This is a genomic window from Pseudomonas sp. CK-NBRI-02, from assembly GCF_008124495.1.
Taxonomy (GTDB): domain Bacteria; phylum Pseudomonadota; class Gammaproteobacteria; order Pseudomonadales; family Pseudomonadaceae; genus Aquipseudomonas; species Aquipseudomonas guariconensis.
In genome coordinates this window covers 76,066-97,846 of sequence record NZ_VSJH01000004.1, presented here as the reverse complement: position 1 = coordinate 97,846, position 21,781 = coordinate 76,066, and the positions used below count along the sequence as shown (strand labels likewise).

Annotated in this window: 20 protein-coding genes, 1 tRNA gene and 2 pseudogenes; 11 read left to right on the top strand and 12 right to left on the bottom strand. The window is 61.5% G+C overall.

The genetic code is table 11. From position 1 onward, the window contains the following. Nucleotides 1-332: 332 nt before the first annotated feature. Nucleotides 333-2,105: a phosphoethanolamine transferase CptA gene (locus DQ397_RS04005; RefSeq protein ID WP_080642145.1), complete on the bottom strand. Its 1,773-nt coding sequence runs from the start codon at nt 2,103-2,105 to the stop codon at nt 333-335. Nucleotides 2,106-2,373: 268 nt separating this feature from the next. On the opposite strand from DQ397_RS04005, the gene DQ397_RS04000 reads away from it, so the two are divergent. Then, complete coding sequence (locus DQ397_RS04000) at nt 2,374-3,174, top strand: polysaccharide pyruvyl transferase family protein (RefSeq protein ID WP_043214621.1); 801 nt, start codon at nt 2,374-2,376, stop codon at nt 3,172-3,174. A gap of 34 nt (nt 3,175-3,208) precedes the next feature. On the opposite strand, the gene DQ397_RS03995 is transcribed toward DQ397_RS04000, so the two are convergent. The 4 genes and pseudogenes from DQ397_RS03995 to DQ397_RS03985 form a co-directional block, all read right to left on the bottom strand. Further along, complete coding sequence (locus DQ397_RS03995) at nt 3,209-4,156, bottom strand: cation diffusion facilitator family transporter (protein ID WP_070574370.1); 948 nt, start codon at nt 4,154-4,156, stop codon at nt 3,209-3,211. A 67-nt stretch (nt 4,157-4,223) separates the two neighbouring features. After that, nucleotides 4,224-4,739: pseudogene (locus tag DQ397_RS24930) on the bottom strand (methyl-accepting chemotaxis protein); the annotation flags it as partial. A gap of 342 nt (nt 4,740-5,081) precedes the next feature. Continuing rightward, nucleotides 5,082-6,131 (bottom strand): annotated as a pseudogene (locus tag DQ397_RS24925) (HAMP domain-containing protein); the annotation flags it as partial. 284 nt (nt 6,132-6,415) lie between these two features. Next, nucleotides 6,416-7,768, bottom strand: a complete 1,353-nt coding sequence (locus tag DQ397_RS03985) for an APC family permease (protein ID WP_043213121.1) — start codon at nt 7,766-7,768, stop codon at nt 6,416-6,418. A gap of 495 nt (nt 7,769-8,263) precedes the next feature. Here DQ397_RS03985 and DQ397_RS03980 point away from each other — a divergent pair, with 495 nt between their 5' ends. Beyond that, on the top strand, nt 8,264-9,772 hold the full coding sequence (locus tag DQ397_RS03980) for a YdgA family protein (protein WP_043213122.1): 1,509 nt from the start codon (nt 8,264-8,266) through the stop codon (nt 9,770-9,772). Nucleotides 9,773-9,999: 227 nt separating this feature from the next. Further along, nucleotides 10,000-11,058: a quinolinate synthase NadA gene (nadA, locus tag DQ397_RS03975; protein ID WP_043213124.1), complete on the top strand. Its 1,059-nt coding sequence runs from the start codon at nt 10,000-10,002 to the stop codon at nt 11,056-11,058. Nucleotides 11,059-11,095: 37 nt separating this feature from the next. On the opposite strand, the gene DQ397_RS03970 is transcribed toward nadA, so the two are convergent. Further along, on the bottom strand, nt 11,096-12,532 hold the full coding sequence (locus tag DQ397_RS03970) for a M48 family metalloprotease (protein WP_043213125.1): 1,437 nt from the start codon (nt 12,530-12,532) through the stop codon (nt 11,096-11,098). Nucleotides 12,533-12,649: 117 nt separating this feature from the next. On the opposite strand from DQ397_RS03970, the gene DQ397_RS03965 reads away from it, so the two are divergent. Then, the gene (locus tag DQ397_RS03965) at nt 12,650-12,889 is read left to right on the top strand and encodes a sulfurtransferase TusA family protein (protein ID WP_043213126.1); all 240 of its coding nucleotides are present in this window, start codon (nt 12,650-12,652) and stop codon (nt 12,887-12,889) included. Between the two features lie 21 nt (nt 12,890-12,910). Further along, entirely contained in the window at nt 12,911-13,981 is a 1,071-nt protein-coding gene (locus tag DQ397_RS03960; RefSeq protein ID WP_043213127.1) for an AI-2E family transporter, read from the top strand. Nucleotides 13,982-14,028: 47 nt separating this feature from the next. On the opposite strand, the gene DQ397_RS03955 is transcribed toward DQ397_RS03960, so the two are convergent. Next, a complete protein-coding gene (locus DQ397_RS03955) occupies nt 14,029-14,502 on the bottom strand; it encodes a peroxiredoxin (protein ID WP_043213128.1) in 474 nt (157 codons plus the stop codon). 11 nt (nt 14,503-14,513) lie between these two features. After that, complete coding sequence (locus tag DQ397_RS03950; RefSeq protein ID WP_043213129.1) at nt 14,514-15,074, bottom strand: glycine cleavage system protein R; 561 nt, start codon at nt 15,072-15,074, stop codon at nt 14,514-14,516. A gap of 259 nt (nt 15,075-15,333) precedes the next feature. Between DQ397_RS03950 and dapA the strand changes: the two genes are divergently transcribed. From dapA to DQ397_RS03920, 6 genes are all read left to right on the top strand, one after another. Next, nucleotides 15,334-16,221, top strand: coding sequence for a 4-hydroxy-tetrahydrodipicolinate synthase (gene dapA / locus DQ397_RS03945; protein ID WP_043213132.1), 888 nt, complete (start codon nt 15,334-15,336; stop codon nt 16,219-16,221). A 17-nt stretch (nt 16,222-16,238) separates the two neighbouring features. Beyond that, a complete protein-coding gene (bamC, locus tag DQ397_RS03940) occupies nt 16,239-17,354 on the top strand; it encodes an outer membrane protein assembly factor BamC (protein ID WP_043213134.1) in 1,116 nt (371 codons plus the stop codon). Further along, the gene (locus DQ397_RS03935) at nt 17,355-18,113 is read left to right on the top strand and encodes an MBL fold metallo-hydrolase (protein WP_043213137.1); all 759 of its coding nucleotides are present in this window, start codon (nt 17,355-17,357) and stop codon (nt 18,111-18,113) included. 29 nt (nt 18,114-18,142) lie between these two features. Then, nucleotides 18,143-18,853: a phosphoribosylaminoimidazolesuccinocarboxamide synthase gene (purC, locus tag DQ397_RS03930; RefSeq protein ID WP_043213139.1), complete on the top strand. Its 711-nt coding sequence runs from the start codon at nt 18,143-18,145 to the stop codon at nt 18,851-18,853. 92 nt (nt 18,854-18,945) lie between these two features. Continuing rightward, nucleotides 18,946-19,035, top strand: a tRNA-Ser gene (locus tag DQ397_RS03925). 108 nt (nt 19,036-19,143) lie between these two features. Then, nucleotides 19,144-20,121 carry a site-specific integrase gene (locus DQ397_RS03920; RefSeq protein WP_043213140.1) on the top strand — a complete coding sequence of 326 codons (978 nt, stop codon included), beginning with the start codon at nt 19,144-19,146 and terminating at the stop codon, nt 20,119-20,121. Between the two features lie 3 nt (nt 20,122-20,124). Here DQ397_RS03920 and DQ397_RS03915 read toward each other — a convergent pair whose 3' ends face one another. The 4 genes from DQ397_RS03915 to DQ397_RS03900 all read right to left on the bottom strand — a co-directional run bounded on the left by DQ397_RS03915 (nt 20,125) and on the right by DQ397_RS03900 (nt 21,608). Next, entirely contained in the window at nt 20,125-20,490 is a 366-nt protein-coding gene (locus tag DQ397_RS03915) for a hypothetical protein (RefSeq protein WP_043213141.1), read from the bottom strand. Between the two features lie 112 nt (nt 20,491-20,602). Then, complete coding sequence (locus DQ397_RS03910; protein WP_043213144.1) at nt 20,603-20,851, bottom strand: AlpA family transcriptional regulator; 249 nt, start codon at nt 20,849-20,851, stop codon at nt 20,603-20,605. A gap of 54 nt (nt 20,852-20,905) precedes the next feature. Then, nucleotides 20,906-21,148, bottom strand: coding sequence for a hypothetical protein (locus DQ397_RS03905; RefSeq protein ID WP_043213146.1), 243 nt, complete (start codon nt 21,146-21,148; stop codon nt 20,906-20,908). After that, nucleotides 21,138-21,608, bottom strand: a complete 471-nt coding sequence (locus tag DQ397_RS03900; RefSeq protein WP_238556629.1) for an HNH endonuclease signature motif containing protein — start codon at nt 21,606-21,608, stop codon at nt 21,138-21,140. Before DQ397_RS03900 ends, DQ397_RS03905 begins: the two co-directional genes overlap by 11 nt. Between the last annotated feature and the right edge of the window lie 173 nt (nt 21,609-21,781).

The following is a 21,781-nucleotide window of genomic DNA, read 5'->3' as shown; positions in this document are numbered from 1 at the left end:
ATCGGTCTGCAAATGACATTGGAACAAACGACCTTTAGGCAAGACATCATTCTGTTTTGGAATGATTGTGTGTTTTTTGACCTGTCATAATGTAGGCCAACGTTTGCGCGACAAACGCGACAAATTTCGTTGTACCGCTCTATTTATAGGGTTGTATGGTCGTCAAAAAGACAGTTTTTCTCGTCATTTTGTATGACTTGGTAGTCATGCTTTGCAAATTGGCGGAAAAAAACTCATAAACTAGATGGCGCTTACCTACAGACGGCCTCAGAAAAAAAAGCCGGTGCCTGGATCGTCCAGGCACCGGCTTTTTGTTTGGGGGAGGGAGTGATTCAGGTCTTGTCCGGTTGCACCTTGGCGCTGGTAACGGTCTGCTGTGCCTTGTCGGTCTTGTCCGTAGGCAAGGCATCGAACTCACGCAGCCCGTTCTTGCTGTAGGGGTCGCCGATCCAGCGGGGTGCCACGACAAATTGTGGGCTTACCAGGCTCTTGGCGGGCTCGTAACGGTCGTAGCTCAGACCTGCCAGGTCGGACAGCGTGTGGATCAGATGGGAGCTGCTGTAAGCCCGGTCGGTCATGGCCTGCAGGTCGCGCGGGTGTGCAGCCTGCCAGCTTGGCGAAGTCCAGAGCAGGAACGGAATGGTGTACATCGGCCGGGTCGGTGCGCCTTCGTTGCGCCCCAGGCGGTCGTGGTTGCCGGAGCTGTAGACGTCCTCGCCATGGTCGGAAAGGTACAGCAAGAAACCGTTGGGGGTGGTGGCCGAATACTGTTTGATCAAGTTCGAGACCACATAGTCGTTGTAGCGCACCGCGTTGTCATAGAAGTTGTAGGTCTGCACCTGGTCAGGCGTCAGGACCCCCGGCACGCCCTGGTTATCCTTGAAGTGGTCGTAGGCATCCGGATAGCGATAGCGGTAGTCCATATGCGTGCCGAGCAGGTGGACGATGATGAACTTCTTCTCGGCTGGGTCCTGCAGCGCTTTCTCGAAGGGGGCGAGCACCACTTCGTCGTGCTGGCTGGCGTTCTGGTTGCGCTGATTGTTGAGGTAGACCGGCACATCCGTTTGCTGGGAGAACGTGGTCAGCATGGTGTTGCGCTTGGTCATCGTCTGCTGGTTGGTGATCCAGAAGGTCTTGTAACCGGCCTGTTTCATCAGGTTGATCAGCGACGGGTCGGTGAGGAAGCGGTCCGGGTTCTTCTGGTCGCCGAAGGTCAGGATCTGCTGCATCACCTCGATGGTATAAGGGCGTGGCGACACCACGTTGCGGAATACGCTGAGGTTCTTGTCGTTGGCGGCCAGAGCGTCGAGTTCCGGCGTGGTATCCCGGCCATAGCCGTACAGATGCATGTGTTCACGGGTGGTGGACTCGCCCAGTACCAGCACCAGGGTGCGCGGCGCGTCGCCGCTGCTGTCCTTGAGGTCTTTGAGCGGCGGCAGGGCTGCGTTCTGCTCTAGCAGCTTCTGCATGTTGTCCAGTTGCTGACGGTACTGCTGGTAGCCGACCACCAGTTGCCATGGCACCGCCGGCTCCATGCGCTGCTGAACCTTTTCCACTGCTTCGGCGAACGTACGTTGCTGAGTCACCAATTGCTTGTAGAAGGGGAACACCAAATTGGCCGCCAACAGCAGGATGACCAATGGGATCCGGCTGCGCAGCGGGAGAGTGACTGGCCGGACACGTTTAAACAGGGCTACCGCGACCAGGGTGTACAGCACCAGGCCCAGGCACAGCCAGAGGCTGAAATACTGGCTGAAGTATTCACCGGCCTCGGCGGTATTGGACTCGAACATCACGAAGATGACGCTTTGGGAAAATTCCTGGCGGTAAATACCGAAGTAGCTCAGGCCCACCAGCGAAGCCGCCCATAGCACCAGACCGGTCAGCGCGCTGATGAGGCGAGTGTGGCGGGGCAGCAGCAGGACCGGGGCAAGCCACAGGGTGCTCAGAAACAGCGCATCGCGAAACCCGGAGAAGCCGGTCGTGCCGCTGAACATGAGCAGTGCCTGGGTGATGCCGGAGAAATACCAGAAGAACAGCAGGAGCCAGCCCAGCCCGGCCCAGTCCATGCCTTTGCGAATCGTTGGGGATGTAGTGCTTGCCACGTGTGCCTCGTTGAAACTCGATGGCAGCCAAGGGGCCGGCTGCCGGAAAGGCTGCGACGCTAGCGGAGTGGGCGTGAAAATAACGTCAACGTATATCCATGAGATAAGAAGGGATATTGCGCAATTGTATTGCGCGCAGGGTATTAACAGCTCGAAGGCGCTCCAATCAATAAGTCAATTCCTATATATTGCCCGCCAAATAAACACGCTGTTTTCGCTGTCCTGTTGGCGCGAGCGAAGTACCGCGAGCGAGAGGATTTACCCGGGCATGAAACCGATCAAACTTTTCTGGAGTCGTGGCAGTGGGCGCGACGATGCTGGCAAACAGAACTTTGGTGATTATTTGTCCGCTTTGACCGTGGAATTCGTCTCTGGGCGCAAGGTGGTGCACAGCCCGGTCAAAGAGGCGGAAATGATCGCCATCGGCAGTATCCTGGCCCGTGAAAAGAAGGCCAAGACGTGGGGGTTTCGTCGTAAGTTGCATGTCTGGGGTACCGGCTCCAGCACGCCGGGCGATGTGTTCTCCGGCCACCACCACTATCACGCGGTCCGTGGTCGCAAGTGCCTGGAGCAGATAAAGGGCCTGAAGGGCCAGCCGGTCCTGGGTGACCCGGGCTTGTTGGCTTCTTCATTGGTCAAGAAGCCGGCGTTGAAGACCATTCGGGTAGGCATCATCCCGCATATCAATCATCGCAATTCGCCTGAAATCGCCAGCCTGCTGTCGTTGATCCCGGGGTCGCGAGTGATCGATGTGTTCTCACCGGTCAAGCAGGTGCTCGAGGAGATCGCGTCGTGCGAGTTCGTCTTGTCGACGAGCCTGCACGGCCTGATCGTCGCGGACTCCTATGGTGTCCCGAACCAGTGGTTGTGCATGAAGCGCTACCCGCAGTGGGAGTTCAAATTCCAGGACTACTACTCCAGTTTCGGGATCGCCGACCCGGTGCCGGTCACACCGGAGCAGATTCACCTGGACAAGGCCTGGTCCATCGAGCGCAGCACCGAGGGCTACGCCCGCCCAGGCCTGGAAAGCCTGCAGGAAGGCCTCGTCAAGGCGTTTCCATCTCTCTGAAGGGCTTACTTGCCATGGTGGCAAAGGGCTGATGCTATTCAGCCCATTCCGGATCGCCTGTGAACACCACCGTGAGCCAGCGGTCCGGACCTTCGCCGCCGATGGCGTTGCCGATCTCGTCGCGCAGGGCATCCCACTCGGCGATGGTCCTGGCAGCCATGGTGGCCGGTACGATGAAGTAGAGTTCGATTTCCCGCGAGCGGCCCACCTTGGCCACGTAGGCCCGATACGACTGCAGGCCGTGTTGGGCGACGAAGGCTTGGGCGACATCGTCCACGTGTTGCTTCAGGTCGCCAGGGGTCACCAGGAACATTTCCGAGAGCGCCTGGCGGACTACCGACATCGGCAGCGGGATGATGACCAGGCAGACCAGCGCCAGCACCGCCGGGTCGATGTAGGGGGAGATCCAGGCCCATTGGGTGCCCTGTACCAGGTAGCCGACACAAAAGGCCACCAGCAGCGCCGCCGTGATGCTGGCTGACATTACCCAACCTTTGACGTCCATGCGCACGAAGTCCGAGCCGATCTTGCGGTTGGCACGGGCCTCGGCGATGGCGATTGCCAGGCACGCGCAAACAGTCACCACGGCGTACACCAGTGCCACGCCGAACTCCAGGTCCCGCCCGCCCTCGAGCAGGCTGCTGGCGGCGTTGATCAAGGCATAGAGCGCAACGCCAGTCAGCAGGATGCCGTTGAGCGCCAGAACCATGGGTTCGAGGTGCCAGAAGCCCATGGTGAAGCGCTCGCGCAGCTTGCGTGACATGCGCTCGGCCCGGGCGTGGGAGGTGATCAGCTTGACCACCACCAGCGACAGTCCGCTCATGCTGGCATCGACCAGTGAGTAGACACCATCGAAGACAATCGAGAACGAGCCTGACGCCAGGCCGAAGGCGATGCCGATCAAGGCGATGAACAGGGTGACCGCGATGGACAGGCGTAGCACGCCTTGTTCGCTGGTCAGGTCGAAAAACGGTTTTCCCATCGTGGGGCTCCATCAAGGCTGCCCCAAGGGCAGCCATCCTTTTAAGTGTCGTCCCCGTCGTGGGGCTTCAGACCTTGAACTGTTCCATCAAGGCCTGTTGTTGATTGGCCAGGCGATTCAATGCCTGGCTGATGCGGGCCGATTCGTCGGCCTGTCCGGACAGCGACTCGGTGACATCGCGGATGCCGGCTACGTTGCGATTGACCTCCTCAGCCACGGCGCTCTGCTCTTCGGCGGCCGAGGCGATCTGCAGGTTCATGTCGCTGATCACCGCCACTGCCTCGCCGATCCTTTGCAGGGCGGGCAGCGCCTGCTCCATGCGTGTGGCGCTGTCCTGGGCCTGACGCTGGCCCTCGTGCATCGCGCCGACCACATCGTGGGTGCCTTGTTGCAGCCCCTCGATGACCTGGCGGATCTCCTGCACCGACACCTGTGTACGTTGGGCCAGGCTGCGCACTTCGTCGGCGACTACCGCGAAGCCGCGCCCGGCTTCGCCAGCGCGCGCGGCTTCGATGGCGGCATTGAGCGCCAGCAGGTTGGTCTGTTCGGCAATCGAGCGAATCACCTCAAGCACCGAGCCGATCTGCTCGCTACGCCCGGCCAGTGCGCGTGCCTGATTCATGGCGTTGTCCATGTCGCTCACCAGCTGGTCGATGGCCTGGCGGGTGACCGCCACCAGTTCCAGGCCTTCATGGGTGGCTTGGTCGGCGCCGCGCGCGGCCTGGGCCGCCTGGGAGGCATTGCGCGCGACGTCCTGTGCGGTGGCGCTCATTTCATTGGCGGCGGTGGCCACCTGTTCGATTTCCCGTTGCTGCTGCTGCATACCGCCGCTGGTCTGGCTGGCGATGGCTGCGGACTGATCGGCGGTGCCGCGGGCGTCCTGCAACGAGCCTTTGACCTGGGCGATCACCGGCTGGAGCTTGTCTAGGAAACGGTTGAACCAACCGCTCAGTTGGCCCAGTTCATCCTCGCGGGTGTAATCCAGGCGACGGGTCAGGTCGCCTTCGCCGCTGGCGATGTCACGCAGGCGCTCGGCCACGGCAAGGATCGGCCGGGTCACGCCACGGGCTGTCAGCCACACCAGTAGCAGGCCCAGCACGGCGGCGGCCAGGCCAACCAGCAGGCTGGTAAGGTTGGCGGTCTGGTTGTGTGCGTCCAGGCGCTGGTTGAGAGCGACCGCGGGTGCTTGCAGAACAGCCTCCGGCAGTTCCAGCAGCACCTGCCAGGCTTCGGCCTGCGGGATCGGCGCGAAGGGGCGCGAGATGCGCATCAAGCCGTGATCGAGGCGCTCCACGGCCTGGCCGGCACGTATCGGTCCGGCGAGTTCGCCGGCTTGATCCCCAAAGGCCTGTTCCAGTGTCTTGCTCAGCTGGGCGCTGTCCTGGCTGTGCCCGGCCAACAGGCCGGCGGGGCTGACGATGCTGACTTGACCTTGACCGTCGAACAGCTCCTGGCGCCCGGCCAGGCTCAATTGCTGCAGGTTGTCCAGGCCGATGTCCAGGCCGACCACGCCGATCACCTTGCCGTTTTCCAACAAGGGCAAGGCAATGCTGGTCATCAGGACCTGGCGACCGCTGACCTCGTCGAAGTAAGGGTCCAACACGCAGGCTTTAGCGGTCTCCAGAGGGCAGGTCAGCCAGCGGTTGTAGGGGGATCCGTTGGCTGCGGTGCTGGTGTCGGCCAGCATGGACTCAGGCATGACCTCGGATTCGAGGGTGCCAGGGCTCGGCTGGGACCAGTAGAACGAGTAGCGGCCGATATCGTTGCTACCGCTGGCATCCTGGCCGACGAAGCGGGCGTCCTGTCGATCCAGGGCGTTGGGCTGGAACACCAGGTACAGGCCGATCAGATCCGGGTTGCCGGCCAGCGCCTGACGGGCTTGCTTGACGAGCTCGGCACGCAGGTCCTCGCCGCCGCGTTGCCGAAGCGCCTGCACCAGGCGGGCGAAGCCGTTGCCGTACTGGTAGGCATCCATGAAATAGCGCTGCACGCGCAAGGCTTGGCTTTCGGCGTGGGCCTGCAGGCGCAGGCGCGCGCTTTGGTCGAGCAGTTCGGTGTTGGCCTGGAACACCTGAACCGCGCTGCGCTTGGCCTGGAACAGCGAGGTGGCTACCAGCAGCACGACGATGGTCAACAGGCACAAGCCGGCAAGGAGCGTGATCTTCCATTGGATGGAGAGGCGGCGCAGGAACATGGGAGCTTTCCTTCTCATCAAGGACAACGCCCGCGATCAAGCGCGGGCGTCGTCGGCAGGCAGTCTCATTCGGCGAGGTAGGTCGGCGGCGCGACCCTGAACGCCTTGGTCAACCAGGCTAGATATAGCACGCCGCACGCGGCCCAGACGCCGCCGAACAGCAGTGAATCCACGTTCAGGTTCAGCCAGAGCATGGCAATGATGCAGAAACCGATGGTTGGCAACACCAGGTATTTCAGCTTGTTCGCCAGCCCCTTGTTGAGGCCCTCGCGCAGGTAGCAGTGGATGATCACCGAGAGGTTGACGAAGCTGAAGGCTACCAGCGCGCCGAAGTTGATGATCGAGGTGGCCGTCACCAAGTCGAAGAAGATCGCCGACAGGGAAATCAGACCGACCACGGCGATGTTCAGCACCGGAGTCTTGTAGCGTGGGTGCAGGCGTGCGAACAGGCCCTGGGGGATGACTTTGTCGCGGCCCATCACATACAGCAGGCGCGAGACGCTGGTTTGCGATGCCAGGCCCGAGGCGATGGTGTTGATCACGGTGCAGACGATGAAGATCGACTGGAACAGCATGCCGCCGACGTACAGGGCGATTTCCGGCAGGGCCGCTTCCTGGTCGTGGAACCGCTCCATGGTCGGGAAGAACGCCTGGATGAAGAACGACATGAGGATGAACATCAAGCCGCCGATCAGGGCCACGAGGAAGATCGCGCGTGGGATGACCTTCTCGGGATTGCGGGTTTCCTCCGACAGGGTGGAGACCGCGTCGAACCCCAGGAACGAGAAGCACAGGATGGTCGCGCCCGCGACCAAGGCGTTGAGGTGGGTCTGGTCGTCGGCGAACGGTTGCAGGGTCCAGGCGGTACCTAGCCCTTCACCTTGGCTCAGGCCGCGCACGCAGAGGTACGCGAACACCGTCATGATCACGATCTGCACGCCGACGAACAGGGTGTTGAAGCTTGCCACCAAGTTGATGCTGCGCATGTTGATCAGGCTGATCAGGGTGACGAACCCCACGACCCATACCCATTCAGGGACTTCCGGGAACATCGCCGAGAGGTACAGCTTGGCCAGCAAGGCGTTAATCATCGGCAGCAACAGGTAATCCAGCAGCGAGGCCCAGCCCACCAGGAAGCCCACGTGCTTGTTGATGGCGCGTTGGGTGTAGGTGTAGGCCGAGCCGGATTGCGGGAAGCGGCGCACCAGCGTGCCGTAGCTCAGCGCGGTGAACAGAATGCCGGCCAGCGCCAGGATGTAGGCGCTTGGGACATGTCCGGCGGTGAGGCCGGAGACGATGCCGAAGGTGTCGAACACGGTCATCGGCGTCAGGTAGGCCAGGCCGATGATGACCACGTGCCAGAGACGCAGGGACTTTCTCAGTTGGGCGGTGCCGTGAGTGCTGTGGTCAGGCTGCATGCTGGCAACGCTCCTGGGGCTGGGAGGCGGGCACGGTGTGTGACAGGCACGGCAAGAGCGAGCGGGTGGGCTCCATGTTGTTCACCTTTTTTGTCGGAGCGGATATGGGCGCGAGAGACGCCTGTGTCGGGCTGGCAGGGCCTAAAACGTCGAAGGTGGCGGGCGGACTGAAGTCATGATGGCGGCGCTGTTCTTCTTCGTTTGTGGGGCGCTGGGCGGGTGGTGAAAATAAAAATCGAAGGGCGGGATGGTGTCAAGTGAAACGTGACAAGATGTAACTTTAATGAAGGTTTATCGACGGTTTATCCAGATGAGTGGTCGTTTTTTGGAATGTTACCGTCGCTATGTCGATTATTGTGTTCGTAAAACTTTACATTGCAGCGATGCAAAGATCGCGCGCCCAGGCGTCCCTTTGCGGGCAGTGATAATCTTGGCTCCCCGCGTGGCGCTGGGTGCCGCGTATCAGCCTCCTATGGACAGCAATCGGTCTTATTCATGAAGAAATCAGTAGGCATTCTCTGCGGCCTGGCCGTCGTCATCGCCGCCGTCACCGCCGGCGGCGCCTGGTACACGGGCAAGCAATTGCCCGCAGAGCTGGAGCGTTCCATTGCCCTGGGCAACGAGCAACTGAAGAAAGCGGTCGCCGGTACCGGGGGCAGCATGACCTTGGAACTGGTCTCGTTGGATCAGCACTTCTTCACCAGTACCGCGCATTACCGGATCAAAGCCAAAGACCTCTGGCTAGGCGAAGGCGAGCCGCTGAGCTTCGACTTGGGCGTGACCGACCGAATCGAACATGGCCCGTTCCCCTGGTCGCGGGTCAAATCCCTGAATCTTGCGCCGGTCCTGGCCACCAGCAACAGTCAGTTGGACAAGGACGATGCTACCGCGTCTTGGTACACCGCCGCCGGCGAACAGGCGCCGATCACCAGCCAGGTCAGCTTGGGCTATGACGGCAGCTTGTCCAGCGACATCCGTCTGGCCCCTGTCAAGTTCAGCGAAGATGACGGCAGCAGTCTCGATTTCTCCGGCATGCGCCTGCTGCTGCGGGGGGATCGTGACGGCCAATCGATGCGGGTCGACGGCAAGGCCGAGCGACTGGCGCTGAATCTGGTCGGTGACGACCAGCCCCCGGTCAAAGTGCTGCTCAACGGCTTCAAGGTCGCTGGCGATCTGAAAGGCACCGGCCATGACATGATCTATGTCGGCAATCTGGACATGACATTGGCCGAAACCCAAGTGACCTTGGGCGACAAGCAGGAAGTCCTGGTGCTCAAAGGCCTGGAGCAGAACAATCGCTATGACGCCGAGGGCGAAGACAAGCTGTCCGGACGCCTGGAGTACAAGGTCGCCGACATTACCTACGCCGGACGCGCGGTGGGCAGCGGGCGGATGATCTGGAGCATGAAATCCGTAGACATCCCGGCAATGCAGGGGTTGATCGCTTGGTACCAGTCCCGCATGCCGCAACTGCAGCAAAGCGCGGCCCGGGGAGAGGCGCAGCCTTCGTTCGAGATGACGCCGCAAGAGCGGGCGAAGGTTCAGGCGGACTTGCAGAGAATGCTCGCAGCCAAGCCGCAGGTCGCGTTGGAGGAGTTGTCATTCAAGACGGCTAACGGCGAGAGTCGTTTCAGTTTGGCGGTGGACCTGGCCAATCCGCCCTCGTTCGATCTGACACCGACCCAGGTAGGCGAGCATATGGTCAGCCGCCTGCAAAGCAAGCTGTCCGTCTCCAAGCCGATGCTCGGGGATCTGGCGACCCTGCAGGCCTTGCTGGACGGCCAGACGGATGCCCAGGCCATCGCGATGCAGTCGCGTCAGGCGGGGGAGATGGTCGGCATGATGGCGTTGCAGAGTGGCATGGGAACTGTGCAGGGCGATGACGTGATCTCCAGCCTGAATTATGCCGATGGTATCGTCGACTTCAACGGCAGGAAGATGACCCTGACGGAGTTCGGTGTGCTGTTGGGCGCTCATCTGGCGGCGCTGTCGTCACAAGGGTGAGATGCGTTCGCCCAGGCCAGTGCAGACACCCCGTCGGCCCTGGCCTGGGGGCGTAAAAAAGGCTTTTGAATTGGCGCGATTGTCTGTAGCCTTCGGCCTCCGATAATAGTCCGCGCCCGCAGATGGGTCGCGATGGTCACTCGGCCATCCGGCACCCTTTAGCCGATCTGCCAGGGCCGGGTGATACACTCGACTGACGCGCACATGCGCCTGCAGGTTCAGCGATCATGACCCAGATTTCCGAACGCCTGTTGGTTCAAGCCCATCTTGATGCCAAGCAGCCCAATCCGCTGACGCCCGAGCAGGAGGCCGATTACCGTGCGGCCATCGCTGCCGAGCTCAAGGCCCAGAACGCCGTGCTGGTGGCCCATTACTATTGCGACCCGGTGATTCAGGCGCTGGCCGAGGAAACGGGCGGCTGTGTGTCCGACTCCCTGGAAATGGCTCGCTTCGGCAAGAACCATCCCGCCAGTACCGTGGTAGTGGCAGGCGTGCGTTTCATGGGTGAGACCGCGAAGATCCTCACCCCGGAAAAACGCGTGCTGATGCCGACGCTGGAAGCGACCTGCTCCCTTGACCTGGGATGCCCGGTGGAGGAGTTTTCGGCCTTCTGCGACCAGCACCCGGAGCGCACCGTGGTGGTCTACGCCAATACTTCGGCGGCGGTGAAGGCGCGGGCAGACTGGGTGGTGACTTCCAGCTGCGCGCTGGAGATCGTAGAGAGCCTGATGGACAACGGCGAGACGATCATCTGGGGGCCGGACCAGCACCTGGGGCGCTACATCCAGAAGCAAACAGGTGCCGACATGCTGCTGTGGGATGGCGCTTGCATCGTGCATGAGGAATTCAAGTCGCGCCAGTTGGCCGACATGAAGGCGCTGTATCCGGACGCGGCGATCCTGGTCCATCCGGAATCGCCGGAGGCGGTGATCGAACTGGCCGACGCGGTGGGCTCTACCAGCCAGCTGATCAAGGCAGCCCAGACGCTGCCGAACAAGACGTTCATCGTCGCCACCGACCGCGGCATCTTCTACAAGATGCAGCAGCTGTGCCCGGACAAGGAGTTCGTCGAAGCGCCCACCGCGGGTAACGGTGCGGCCTGCCGTAGCTGTGCCCATTGCCCGTGGATGGCCATGAACACCCTGGAGCGCACCCTCGACTGCCTGCGCAAGGGCAGCAACGAGATCTTCGTGGATCCTGCGCTTGTGCCCAAAGCGATCAAACCGCTCAATCGCATGCTTGATTTCACCCAGGCAGCGCGCTTGAAGCTTTCCGGCAACGCCTGACCCGCATTGCCCAGGGGCGCAAAGCGCCCCCTTGGCCTTAGCGGCCCATCATCTCCTTGACCATCCGTTGCTGTTCCATGATTTCCCGCTGGCGCTGATCGATCTGCGAGGCCAGTGGGAAATTGCTGCCTGCGCGGCGCTTGGCGTAGTCCAGTTGCTGGATGGCTTGGTCAAAGTCGCCGACCAAGGTGAAGTACTCGGCACGTGCCCGGTGCAGGCCAATAGTGTTGCCTGACAATCCGCGCACCTCGGCGACGTCGTACCACACGTCCGGATCGTCCGGTCGGCGTTTGATCAGATCATCCAATACCTTTTCCGCCTCGGCGGGGCGATTCTGCTTGATCAGAAGGTCGGCCCGTATCTGTTGCAGCGGGTAGCTGCTCGGGTACAGCGCGCGCAGGCGCTCGGCCCGCTGTTGGGCGTCGGCCAGGCGGTTGTTGGTGATGTCCAGGTCGATCTGCGCCAAGTTGTAGGTGATGTCGTTGGGCGCCTTGGCCAACAGCGGCTGCAGGTTGGCCCGCGCTTCGTTGAGCTGGCCGCCCTTGATCTGGGCGATGGCCAGGCCATAGCGCGCGGCATCCAGGGTGGGGTCTTCGTCTAGCTGGGCACGGAAGCGCTTGGCCGCCAGGCCTGGTGTGCCTTCGTAGATCAGCGCGACGCGGGCGCGGATCAGCTGGTAGCGCGCGCTGTCCTCGACCCCGCCTTTGGGCGCTTGTTCAGCGCGGTTGCGGGTGTCGGCGATACGCGATTCGGTGACCGGGTGGGTGAGCAGGAATTCCGGGGGCTTGGCGTCATAGCGATACTGGCGGGCCAGGCGCTCGAACATGCTGGGCATGTTGCGGGGGTCGTAACCGGCTTTTTCCAGGTTGAGGATACCGATGCGGTCGGCTTCCTGTTCGTTCTGTCGGGAGAAGCGGCGCTGTTCTTGGATCGCTGCGGCCTGGGTGCCGGCGATCACGCCGATGCCGGCGTCGCCACCACCACCGGCCGCCAGCACGATACCGGCCAGCAGCGCGGCCATCATGGGCAGTTGCATGCGCTGCTGAGCCTCGACGCCCCGGGCGAAGTGGCGCTGGGACAAGTGCGCCAGTTCGTGGGCCAGGACCGAGGCGTACTCGCCTTCGGTCTGGGCGTTGAGGAACAGGCCGCCGTTGACCCCGACGATCCCGCCGGGGGCGGCGAAAGCGTTGAGCTCACGGCTGTCGATGAGGATGAACTCCAGGCGGCGGTCCTGCAGTTGGCTGGTTTCGGCCAGCTTGTAGACGCTGGTCTCGACGTAGTCCTTGAGCTGCGGATCGTTCAGCTGGTTGACCTGGCCGCGCAGCAGGCTAAGCCAGGCCCGGCCCAGTTGGTGCTCCTGCTGCGGCGAGACGATCGCGGAACTGGCGTCGCCCAGTGACGGCAGGTCGTCGGCATGACCGGGAAGGGCCATCAGGCAGGCCAGCGTCAACAGGGTGGGGCGCAGTAGATTCATGCATGAAGCTCGCATCGATCAAAGAGCCTTACTGTAGCTGGCTCACACGTTGGCGACCAGTGGCGTTATCCTAGCGAACTTGTCTGCAATGCTGATGCCCCGCCAGGAGATGCCCGGATGATCGACACCCCCACCTGCGATGCCGAACTCGATGCCAGTGGGCTCAATTGCCCCTTGCCTTTGCTCAAGGCAAAGATGGAGCTCAATCGGCTGGCCAGCGGCGCGGTACTGAAGGTGATCGCCACCGACGCCGGCTCCCAGCGCGACTTCCGCACTTTTGCCCAGCTCGCCGGTCATACGCTGCTTCGTGAAACCGCCGAGGCCGGTGTCTACACCTACTGGCTGCGCAAGGCCTGAGTCTTATCCCAAGGATCATTAATGTTCAAAGTGCTTCGAGACTGGATGCAGCGCTACTTCTCCGATGAGGAGGCGGTGGTGTTGGCAGTGCTGCTGTTCCTGGCTTTCACTGCAGTGCTGACCCTGGGCGGCATGCTCGCACCGGTGCTGGCCGGGATGGTCCTGGCGTTTCTCATGCAGGGCCTGGTCAATGCCTTGGAGCGTTTGCACGTTCCCACCCGGCTGGCGGTGTGGCTGGTGTTCGCGTTGTTCATGGGGGCACTGGCGGTATTCCTGCTGGTGCTGGTTCCGTTGCTCTGGCACCAGTTGATCACGCTGTTCAACGAGCTGCCGGGCATGCTGGGTAAGTGGCAGTCGCTGCTGCTGTTGCTGCCAGAGCGTTATCCGCACCTGGTCTCCGATGAACAAGTGCTGCGCGCCATCGAGTCGGTGCGTGGTGAGATCGGCAAGTTCGGCCAGTGGGCGCTGACGTTCTCCCTGTCCAGCCTGCCGCTGTTGGTCAATGCGATGATCTACCTGGTGCTGGTGCCGATCCTGGTGTTCTTCTTCCTCAAGGATCGTGAGCTGATCGCCCGTTGGGTTGGTGGCTACCTGCCACGTCAGCGTACGCTGCTCAATCGTGTAGGCGATGAAATGAACCGGCAGATCGCCAATTACATCCGCGGCAAAGGTATCGAGATCCTGATCTGCGGCATTGCCACGTATATCGCCTTCATCAGCCTGGGGCTCAACTATGCGGCGCTGCTGGCCTTGCTGGTGGGGTTGTCGGTGGTGGTGCCCTATGTGGGAGCGGTGGTGGTGACCGTGCCGGTGACCTTGATCGCGTTGTTCCAATGGGGCTGGGGCGACCAGTTCATCTATCTGATGGCGGTGTACGCGATCATCCAGGCGCTCGATGGCAACGTGCTGGTGCCGCTGCTGTTCTCCGAGGCAGTCAGCCTGCACCCGGTGGCGATCATCTGCGCAGTACTGTTGTTTGGCGGGCTGTGGGGGTTCTGGGGGATCTTCTTCGCGATCCCGCTGGCAACACTGTTCAAGGCCGTGCTCGATGCCTGGCCAAGGCACGAGCCTTCAGTGGCGCCCATATTGTAACCGCTCACCTCTTCGCGGGGTCAGCCGCGAAGAGGTGAGCGCTCATATCAGGGCTTGTTCAGCGCCTGGGCGGCTGCCAGCACCGCATCCACATGTCCGGGCACCTTCACTGCGCGCCATTCCTGGCGCAGCACGCCGTTCTTGTCGATCAGGAAGGTGCTGCGGTCCACGCCCATGTATTCCTTGCCGTACAGCTTCTTGAGCTTGATCACGTCGAACAGCTGGCACAGGGCCTCGTCCTTGTCGCTGATCAGCTCGAACGGAAAGCCCTGCTTGGCCTTGAAGTTCTCGTGGGACTTGATGCCATCGCGGGAGACGCCGAACACCACTGTGTTGGCGGCGCGGAAGGCTTCGTGCTGGTCGCGGAAACCCTGGCCTTCGGTGGTGCAGCCCGGGGTGCTGTCCTTGGGGTAGAAATACAGCACCACTTGCTGGCCCTTGAGGTCGGCCAGGCTAACGGACTGGCCGCTGGTGGCCTGGGCCTGGAAGTCGGCGACGGGTTGGTCGAGTGCTACGGCCATGGTGGGCTTCCTTACATGGGATTCTGTGGGCGCCAGGGTTCGATCAGCGCATCCAGGTTCAGGGCGTCGGCGAAGTCCAGGAACTGGTCGCGCAACCAGCTGATCTGGGTACCGGCCGGCAGGATCACGGTGAACTGGGCATTGAGCATGCTGCTGCCGGTCTGCGGGGCCAGGTAGGTGTCGCAGGTCATGCTCTCGAGCTCGACGCGGTGATCGAGGAAGAACTGGCACAGCTCGCTGACGATATCCGGGCGATAGGCGGCGCTGACATAGGCCACGTAGGGCAGGGCCTGGGGGCGTACTTCCTGATCGGCGCTGCGCACTACGTCGAGGGTCAGGCCGTGCTTCTTGCCCAAGCCTGGCAGTACCGCCTCCAGGCGCGCCAGGGCATCCCAGCTGCCACCGACCTGCAAGACCAGGGCACTGGTCTCGCCATGGCGGGTCAGGCGCGAAGTGATCACCGCGCAGCGATTGTCGAAGGCGGCGCGGCTGAGAACGTTGGCCAGCTCCATGGGGTTGGGACCCAAGGCACTGATGACAAGGAATTGTTCGCGGACAGTGGGGGTGGACATGCAGCATTCCTAAAGCGATGAGCGGTCGGCACAGGACAGGCATAAGCCTCCTGTCGGCAGGGCCCCGGGCTCGCATTCGAGGTCGTGGACGCTGGCGCGGAGCATTGTCGACGGCCCGGCGGGCCACGCTGTGCCGATCAAAGGGAGAAGGGTAGCGAAAAGCAGCGCGAAGGGGAATGCTCCACCCGCCTGCTTCGCTTGTGCAAGGCCGATGGCGCCAGTACCATTACCGCTCTCTTTTTCCGGCAGGAGCAGTTACATGATTGCGGGCAGTATGGTGGCATTGGTCACTCCCATGGATGCACAAGGGCGTCTTGATTGGGACAGCCTCGACAAACTTGTAGACTTCCACCTGGAAAAAGGCACTCACGCGATCGTCGCTGTCGGCACCACCGGTGAGTCCGCCACGCTGGATGTCGAGGAGCACATCCTGGTCATCAAGCATGTGGTCGAACGCGTCAAGCGCAGCAACCACCGTATCCCAGTCATTGCCGGTACCGGCGCCAACTCCACTGCCGAAGCCGTCCACCTGACCCAGAACGCGAAGAACGCAGGCGCCGACGCCTGCCTGCTCGTCGTGCCGTACTACAACAAGCCGACCCAGGAAGGCCTGTACCAGCACTTCAAGCACATCGCCGAAGCCGTCGACATCCCGCAGATCCTCTACAACGTACCCGGCCGCACCTCCTGCGACATGCAGGCCGAGACCGTCATCCGCCTGTCGAAGGTCAAGAACATCATCGGCATCAAGGAAGCCACCGGCGACCTGGTGCGCGCCAAGGCCATCCTCGACGGCGTCGACAAGGACTTCATCGTCCTGTCCGGCGACGATCCGACCGCCGTCGAGCTGATCCTGATGGGCGGCAAGGGCAACATCTCCGTCACTGCCAACGTCGCCCCGCGCGAAATGGCCGATCTGTGCGAGGCCGCCCTTGAGGGCAATGCCGAGAAGGCCCGCGCAATCAACGAAAAACTCATGCCGCTGCACAAGGACCTGTTCTGCGAAGCCAACCCGATTCCGGTGAAGTGGGCGCTGGTGGAAATGGGCCTGATGCAAAAAGGCATCCGCCTGCCGCTCACCTGGCTGAGCGAAGGCTGCCACGAAAAAGTCCGTGCGGCCCTGCGCCAGTCCGGCGTACTGGTTTAATCGAGGAAGTACCCCGCATGAAGCGACTGGCTGGTCTCTCCACCCTTGCCCTGATCATTTCCAGCACCAGCGGTTGCGGCTGGCTGTGGGGCGAGGACGGCTATTTCCGCGACCGCGGCAGCGATTACCTGCAGGCGCACCCGACTGCGCCGATGCAGTTGCCGCCGGACGCCAGCAACCCCAAGCGCCTGGATCCGCTGTTGCCGATCCCGCGTAACGTCGCCGACGATCGTGCCACCGGCGAGTTCGAGGTGCCCCGTCCACAGCCGTTGACCGCCACGGCCGAGGCAAGCGATTTCACCCTGCAGCGCAGCGGCAGCAGCCGTTGGGTGCTGGCCCAGCGCTCCCCGGCGGAAGTCTGGCCGGTGGCGCGCCAGTTCTTCGAGGACAACGGCTTCCGCATCGCCGAGGAGCGTCCGCAGACCGGTGAATTCAACACCACCTGGCAGCGTTTCGACGAGCTCTCCGCGTCCCTGGGTCAACGTCTTGCCAGCTCCTCCAGCAGCCCGGACAGCGAAGTACGTGTCCGTGTGCGCATGGAGCCAGGCGTGCAGCGCAACACCTCCGAAGTGTATGTCGTCAGCGTCGAGCGTCCGGCCGGCAGCACCGCCGAACCTGATTTCCCCTCCAGCTCCACCAATACCGGCGCTGACGCCCTGTTGGTCGACGAAATGCTGGCCAGCATGAACCGCAGCGCCGAGAAGGGCGGTTCGGTCTCGCTGCTCGCCGCCCGCGACTTCGACGCGCCAAGCCGCGTCAGCCTGGCCGAAGACGGCAGCGGCAACCCAGTACTTTATCTGGGCGCCGATCTGGATCGCGCCTGGTCCAGCGTGGGCCGCGCCCTGGAGCAGGGCGAATGGCGTGTCGAGGACATCAACCGCAGTCTGGGCCTTTACTACATCAACCTGTCCGAGAAACCCGACGACAAACAGGACCAGCCTGGCTTCTTCGGTCGCTTGTTCGGCAGCGAGCCGAGCAAGGAAGAGCGTGAGGCTCGCGCCGAGCGTTATCAGGTCCGTCTGAGCAAGGTTGGCGAAAGCGTGCAGGTCACTGTCGAGAAGAATATCAACACCGTGGCGCCGGCCGATGTGGCCCGCCGCGTGCTGAGCATGATTCAGGACCACCTGGGCTAAGTGCGTTTCGCGGTACTTGGAAGCGGTAGCCAGGGAAACGGCACGCTGATCGCCAGTGGTGACACGTTCATCCTGGTCGACTGTGGCTTTTCCCTGCGGGAGACCGAGCGACGCCTGGCGTTGCTCGGGGTGTCCGCGGCACAACTGAGCGCCGTGCTGGTGACCCACGAACATGCCGACCATGTACATGGGGTGGGGTTGCTGGCTCGGCGCTACAATGTACCGGTCTATCTCAGCGAGGGGACCCTGCGTGGCATGCGCAAGCCGGTGCCTGCCAGTGGTCTGCTCCGGTGTGGCGACAGCCTGCGTATCGGCGCTTTGGAAGTGAGCGCGGCGCGGGTCGAACATGACGCGCTCGAGCCGTTGCAGTATGTGGTCAGTGATGGGCGTCGACGTTTCGGCATGCTCACGGACCTTGGTTCCTACGACATGCATCTGTTGGAGCGCTACCAAGGCCTGGACGCCCTGCTGATCGAAGCCAACCACTGTCGTGACATGTTGGCGCGCGGGCACTACCCGCACTTCCTGAAGCTCAGGGTCGGCGGCAGCCAAGGACATTTGAACAACCACCAGGCCGCGAGCCTGGTGGCCGAGCTGGGCTGGAAACATCTGCAGCACCTGGTGCTGGCCCACCTCAGCAGCAAGAATAACCGGCCACAACTGGCCCGCCAGTGCTTCGTCGACACCTTGGGGTGCGACCCGGACTGGCTCCAGGTGGCGAATCAGGAACATGGGCTCGACTGGCGCGAAATCGCCTAGCCCACCCACTCAAGCAAGCGGAGCCCATCATGGAAAAACGCGAAGAACTCTACCGCGGCAAGGCCAAATCGGTTTACAAGACCGACGACGCCGACCGCTTGATCCTGCTGTTCCGTAACGACACTTCGGCGTTCGACGGCAAGCGTATCGAACAGCTCGATCGCAAAGGCATGGTGAACAACAAGTTCAACGCCTTCATCATGCAAAAGCTGGAAGAAGCCGGCATTCCGACCCAGTTCGACAAGCTGCTCGGCGACAACGAGTGCCTGGTCAAGAAGCTGGACATGATCCCGGTCGAATGCGTGGTGCGTAACTATGCCGCCGGCAGCCTGGTCAAGCGCCTGGGCGTGGAGGAAGGCATCAAGCTGGAGCCGTCGACTTTCGAACTGTTCCTGAAGAACGACGAGAAGGGCGACCCCTTCATCAACGAATCCCACGTCGTCGCCTTCGGCTGGGGCACCGCCGAGCAACTGGCGACCATGAAGCAGCTGTCGCTGAAGGTCAACGAAGTGCTGAGCAAGCTGTTCGATGACGCCGGCCTGCTGCTGGTGGACTTCAAGCTGGAGTTCGGTGTCTTCCACGGCCAGATCGTCCTGGGCGACGAGTTCAGCCCGGACGGCTGCCGTCTGTGGGACAAGGAAACCCGCAAGAAAATGGACAAGGACCGCTTCCGTCAGGGCCTCGGTGATGTCATCGAAGCCTATGAGGAAGTGGCCAAGCGTCTGGGCGTGCCGCTCTAAGCGACACGTTCACGCAAGCGCCTGATACCACGCGGATTTTTTTCAAAGAAGGGTTTGCCTTTCGCGAAATCGCTGGTATGATGCGCGCCACTGGAGAGATGCCGGAGTGGTCGAACGGGACGGATTCGAAATCCGTTGTACCTTCGCGGGTACCTAGGGTTCAAATCCCTATCTCTCCGCCATATTAAAGGCCCCGAGCGCTGTGAAGCCCTCGGGGCTTTTTCATTTGGGGAATTTTGGGGGAATTGGGGGAGGGTGATATTCCCCCAGGCGTTCGCTATCATTCCGCCATGGCCTACTTCGAGAAGCGCGGCGAAGCCTGGCGTGCCCAGATCCGCCGCAAAGGATACCCAACCCTTTCCGCCACCTTTGATACCAAGGCAGAAGCCCAGCGATGGGCAGCCGAGATCGAGGGTGACATGTCGCGTGCGCGCTTCGTCGATATGCGCGAGGCGGAGAGCACCACACTTGCCAATGCTTTGGACCGGTACCTGTCGGAGGTGACCTCGACCAAGAAGGGCGCCAAGCAGGAAGAGGTCCGCATCAAGAAGTGGAAAGAGCACAAGCTGGCCACCAAGGGCCTGGCCGCCATCCGCTCGAGCGACATGGCCGCGTATCGCGATGCTGAACTCAAGGAAGGGAAGTCGACGGCAACGGTTCGCCTCGATCTGGCGGTGATCAGCCATCTCTACACAGTGGCCACCAAGGAGTGGGGAATCGAAGGGCTGACCAACCCATGCCGGGCAATCCGAATGCCGAAGGGCAGCAAGGAGCGCGACCGGCGCCCAACGCCGGCGGAGCTCACGGCTCTCTACAAGGCTGCTGGCCAGATGAATGCCCAGCTCCCCGTATTCATTGAATTGGCGGTAGAGACAGCAATGCGTCGGTCTGAGCTGCTGATGCTGCGCCGCGACCAGGTCCGTGGAAAGGTGGCGTATCTGGAGGACACAAAGAACGGCGAGCGCCGGTCTGTGCCGCTGTCCTCTCGGGCAATCGCCCTGCTCGAAGGGCTGCCTACACCAATCAATGGTGGCCGGTACTTCAGCCTGGCCCTCAACACGATCAGCAACTATTTCCCCAGGGCTTGCGAGGCTGCTGGGATTGAAGGCCTACGCCTTCACGACCTGCGCCATGAGGCGACTAGTCGTTTCTTCGAGCGCGGCTTCACCATGATGGAAGTGGCGAGCATCACCGGACACAAAACGCTGGCGATGCTCAAACGCTACACTCATTTAAGCCCTCAAGACTTGGCTGAAAAACTTGGGTAGTTTCTAGTGCTTACCTTTACACTTCGGCCGGAGGTTGTTGTAGGCGATACTCACAATGATCATGAATAAAACTCCCCCCCACGGGGTGAGGCCAACAGCTGCGGCTTTTGCCGCTGCTTTGAATACATCCCATGCTGTTTCGCAGATATTCATGTTCTTGTTGTCTTCGAAAAACTTCCGAATAGCCTCCGCGACGTCTTCCTTAATGCCTTGCATGCTTAGTTCGCCACTTGCAGCTCCTGCCGTAGGTGGAATAAATGCTGGATCTTTAAAGAAGATTTCAAGGATGCCGACGAGATCAGCAGCTTCTTGCAAGCTTTGTTCGGTGATCTCGATATCGGTATCTTGCAATAGAACTTGTTCAGTCATTTTGCCACCTCTAACGTAGTTTAGGAGGGGCACTTCTTAAGCCCGCCTTACCGGCATACTTTGGTATAGCTGAGGCATTAACTGCTGTCGCGCAAAACGACAGGCGGATTTGCTATGCCACACGAAGCGATGGCGGGTCTTTCCGCCTGCGGCCAGGCTTCGGCTTCTGGTGCTCCCCATCCCTGAACTCGCGCAGGAACTGGCGCACATCCTCTTTCAGCCAGCAGTGCCGGTTGCCCATCTTGAAGCTCTTGGGCAGCCACGGTACGCCTCGGCGAATCCCCTCTCTGATTGACGCCTCGGTGCGGCCCAACAGCTTGGCCAGGCCTTCCACTGTCAATACCTCTGTTTCCTCACTCATTCCTTCCTCCCGGCCTGATGCGTCAGGTTTTGGTCGTCACGCCGATCTGTCATGCTAGGCATTGCGGGCCGGTGGTAGCGCGGGCTTCGACTCGATGAACGAACTGGCTGGATTATCACCTCCGATGTGACGGTAGTAGTCGATCTCAACCTTGGCGCTCTCGATCAGCACACGGCTGATGTCTGACACGGATTGAGCTCGCTGCACTTCCTTGGCAAGGTCGTCATCACTGGCCTCACGAACAGCTTCCAGCTGGGCAAACAGATGATCACGCAGATCGCTGAGCTTATTTTTCACGGCTGGTCTTCCTCTTGATCTCTTTTTTCAATTCGTTCTGCAGGTGGAGGACGTCTAAGATTTCCTCCGGCAGGTCTTTGTAGTGATGGTTGTTGCGCAGTTGGTGTTCGGCTCGCGTTCGCAGGCACAGGTTGTCGATGCTTATGTTTTGGACGTTGCCGTCTCTTGCTGCGACGATCATTCCTTCTGGAACGGGTCCGTTTGCCTGCTCCCAGGTGTGGACGTGCAGCGGCTTCCAAACATCAGGTTGTTCGACTTTGATCAGGGTGTAGCGGCCTTTGCGGTGCGTTGCCCCTATCGGCCTCGGCTCTTGGCCTGGCGATTCGCCGCGCGCCTCGCATGCAGCGAGAAAGATCCGACGATGCGTCTCCGATCGGTGCGCCTCGGTCTTGCTCAGACCAAGCAGACTGGCCCGCAATGTGATTGCGGTCTTCGTGCGCCCTGGCAGCAATGCACACATTTCCTTGTTCGTTCGGTTCGGATACAGCTGGCGAAGGAGGATGTCCTCCGCCTCTGTCCACCGTTTGACCGCCCCACGGTTTGTCATGAGCCAGCCTGCAGTTCTTGGACAACTGACCGAATGCCGGCCGCATAGCTTCCAGGTCGGTCTGCGGCGGCACCAACTAGGCGCTC

Excerpts from the sequence above, each read along its gene's own strand:
- DQ397_RS04000 (WP_043214621.1), top strand. The coding sequence starts at position 2,374 with ATGAAACCGATCAAACTTTTCTGGAGTCGTGGCAGTGGGCGCGACGAT.
- DQ397_RS03995 (WP_070574370.1), bottom strand. The coding sequence starts at position 4,156 with ATGGGAAAACCGTTTTTCGACCTGACCAGCGAACAAGGCGTGCTACGC.
- DQ397_RS03985 (WP_043213121.1), bottom strand. The coding sequence starts at position 7,768 with ATGCAGCCTGACCACAGCACTCACGGCACCGCCCAACTGAGAAAGTCC.
- DQ397_RS03980 (WP_043213122.1), top strand. The coding sequence starts at position 8,264 with ATGAAGAAATCAGTAGGCATTCTCTGCGGCCTGGCCGTCGTCATCGCC.
- nadA (WP_043213124.1), top strand. The coding sequence starts at position 10,000 with ATGACCCAGATTTCCGAACGCCTGTTGGTTCAAGCCCATCTTGATGCC.
- DQ397_RS03970 (WP_043213125.1), bottom strand. The coding sequence starts at position 12,532 with ATGAATCTACTGCGCCCCACCCTGTTGACGCTGGCCTGCCTGATGGCC.
- DQ397_RS03965 (WP_043213126.1), top strand. The coding sequence starts at position 12,650 with ATGATCGACACCCCCACCTGCGATGCCGAACTCGATGCCAGTGGGCTC.
- DQ397_RS03960 (WP_043213127.1), top strand. The coding sequence starts at position 12,911 with ATGTTCAAAGTGCTTCGAGACTGGATGCAGCGCTACTTCTCCGATGAG.
- DQ397_RS03955 (WP_043213128.1), bottom strand. The coding sequence starts at position 14,502 with ATGGCCGTAGCACTCGACCAACCCGTCGCCGACTTCCAGGCCCAGGCC.
- DQ397_RS03950 (WP_043213129.1), bottom strand. The coding sequence starts at position 15,074 with ATGTCCACCCCCACTGTCCGCGAACAATTCCTTGTCATCAGTGCCTTG.
- dapA (WP_043213132.1), top strand. The coding sequence starts at position 15,334 with ATGATTGCGGGCAGTATGGTGGCATTGGTCACTCCCATGGATGCACAA.
- bamC (WP_043213134.1), top strand. The coding sequence starts at position 16,239 with ATGAAGCGACTGGCTGGTCTCTCCACCCTTGCCCTGATCATTTCCAGC.
- purC (WP_043213139.1), top strand. The coding sequence starts at position 18,143 with ATGGAAAAACGCGAAGAACTCTACCGCGGCAAGGCCAAATCGGTTTAC.
- DQ397_RS03920 (WP_043213140.1), top strand. The coding sequence starts at position 19,144 with ATGGCCTACTTCGAGAAGCGCGGCGAAGCCTGGCGTGCCCAGATCCGC.
- DQ397_RS03915 (WP_043213141.1), bottom strand. The coding sequence starts at position 20,490 with ATGACTGAACAAGTTCTATTGCAAGATACCGATATCGAGATCACCGAA.
- DQ397_RS03910 (WP_043213144.1), bottom strand. The coding sequence starts at position 20,851 with ATGAGTGAGGAAACAGAGGTATTGACAGTGGAAGGCCTGGCCAAGCTG.
- DQ397_RS03900 (WP_238556629.1), bottom strand. The coding sequence starts at position 21,608 with ATGTGTGCATTGCTGCCAGGGCGCACGAAGACCGCAATCACATTGCGG.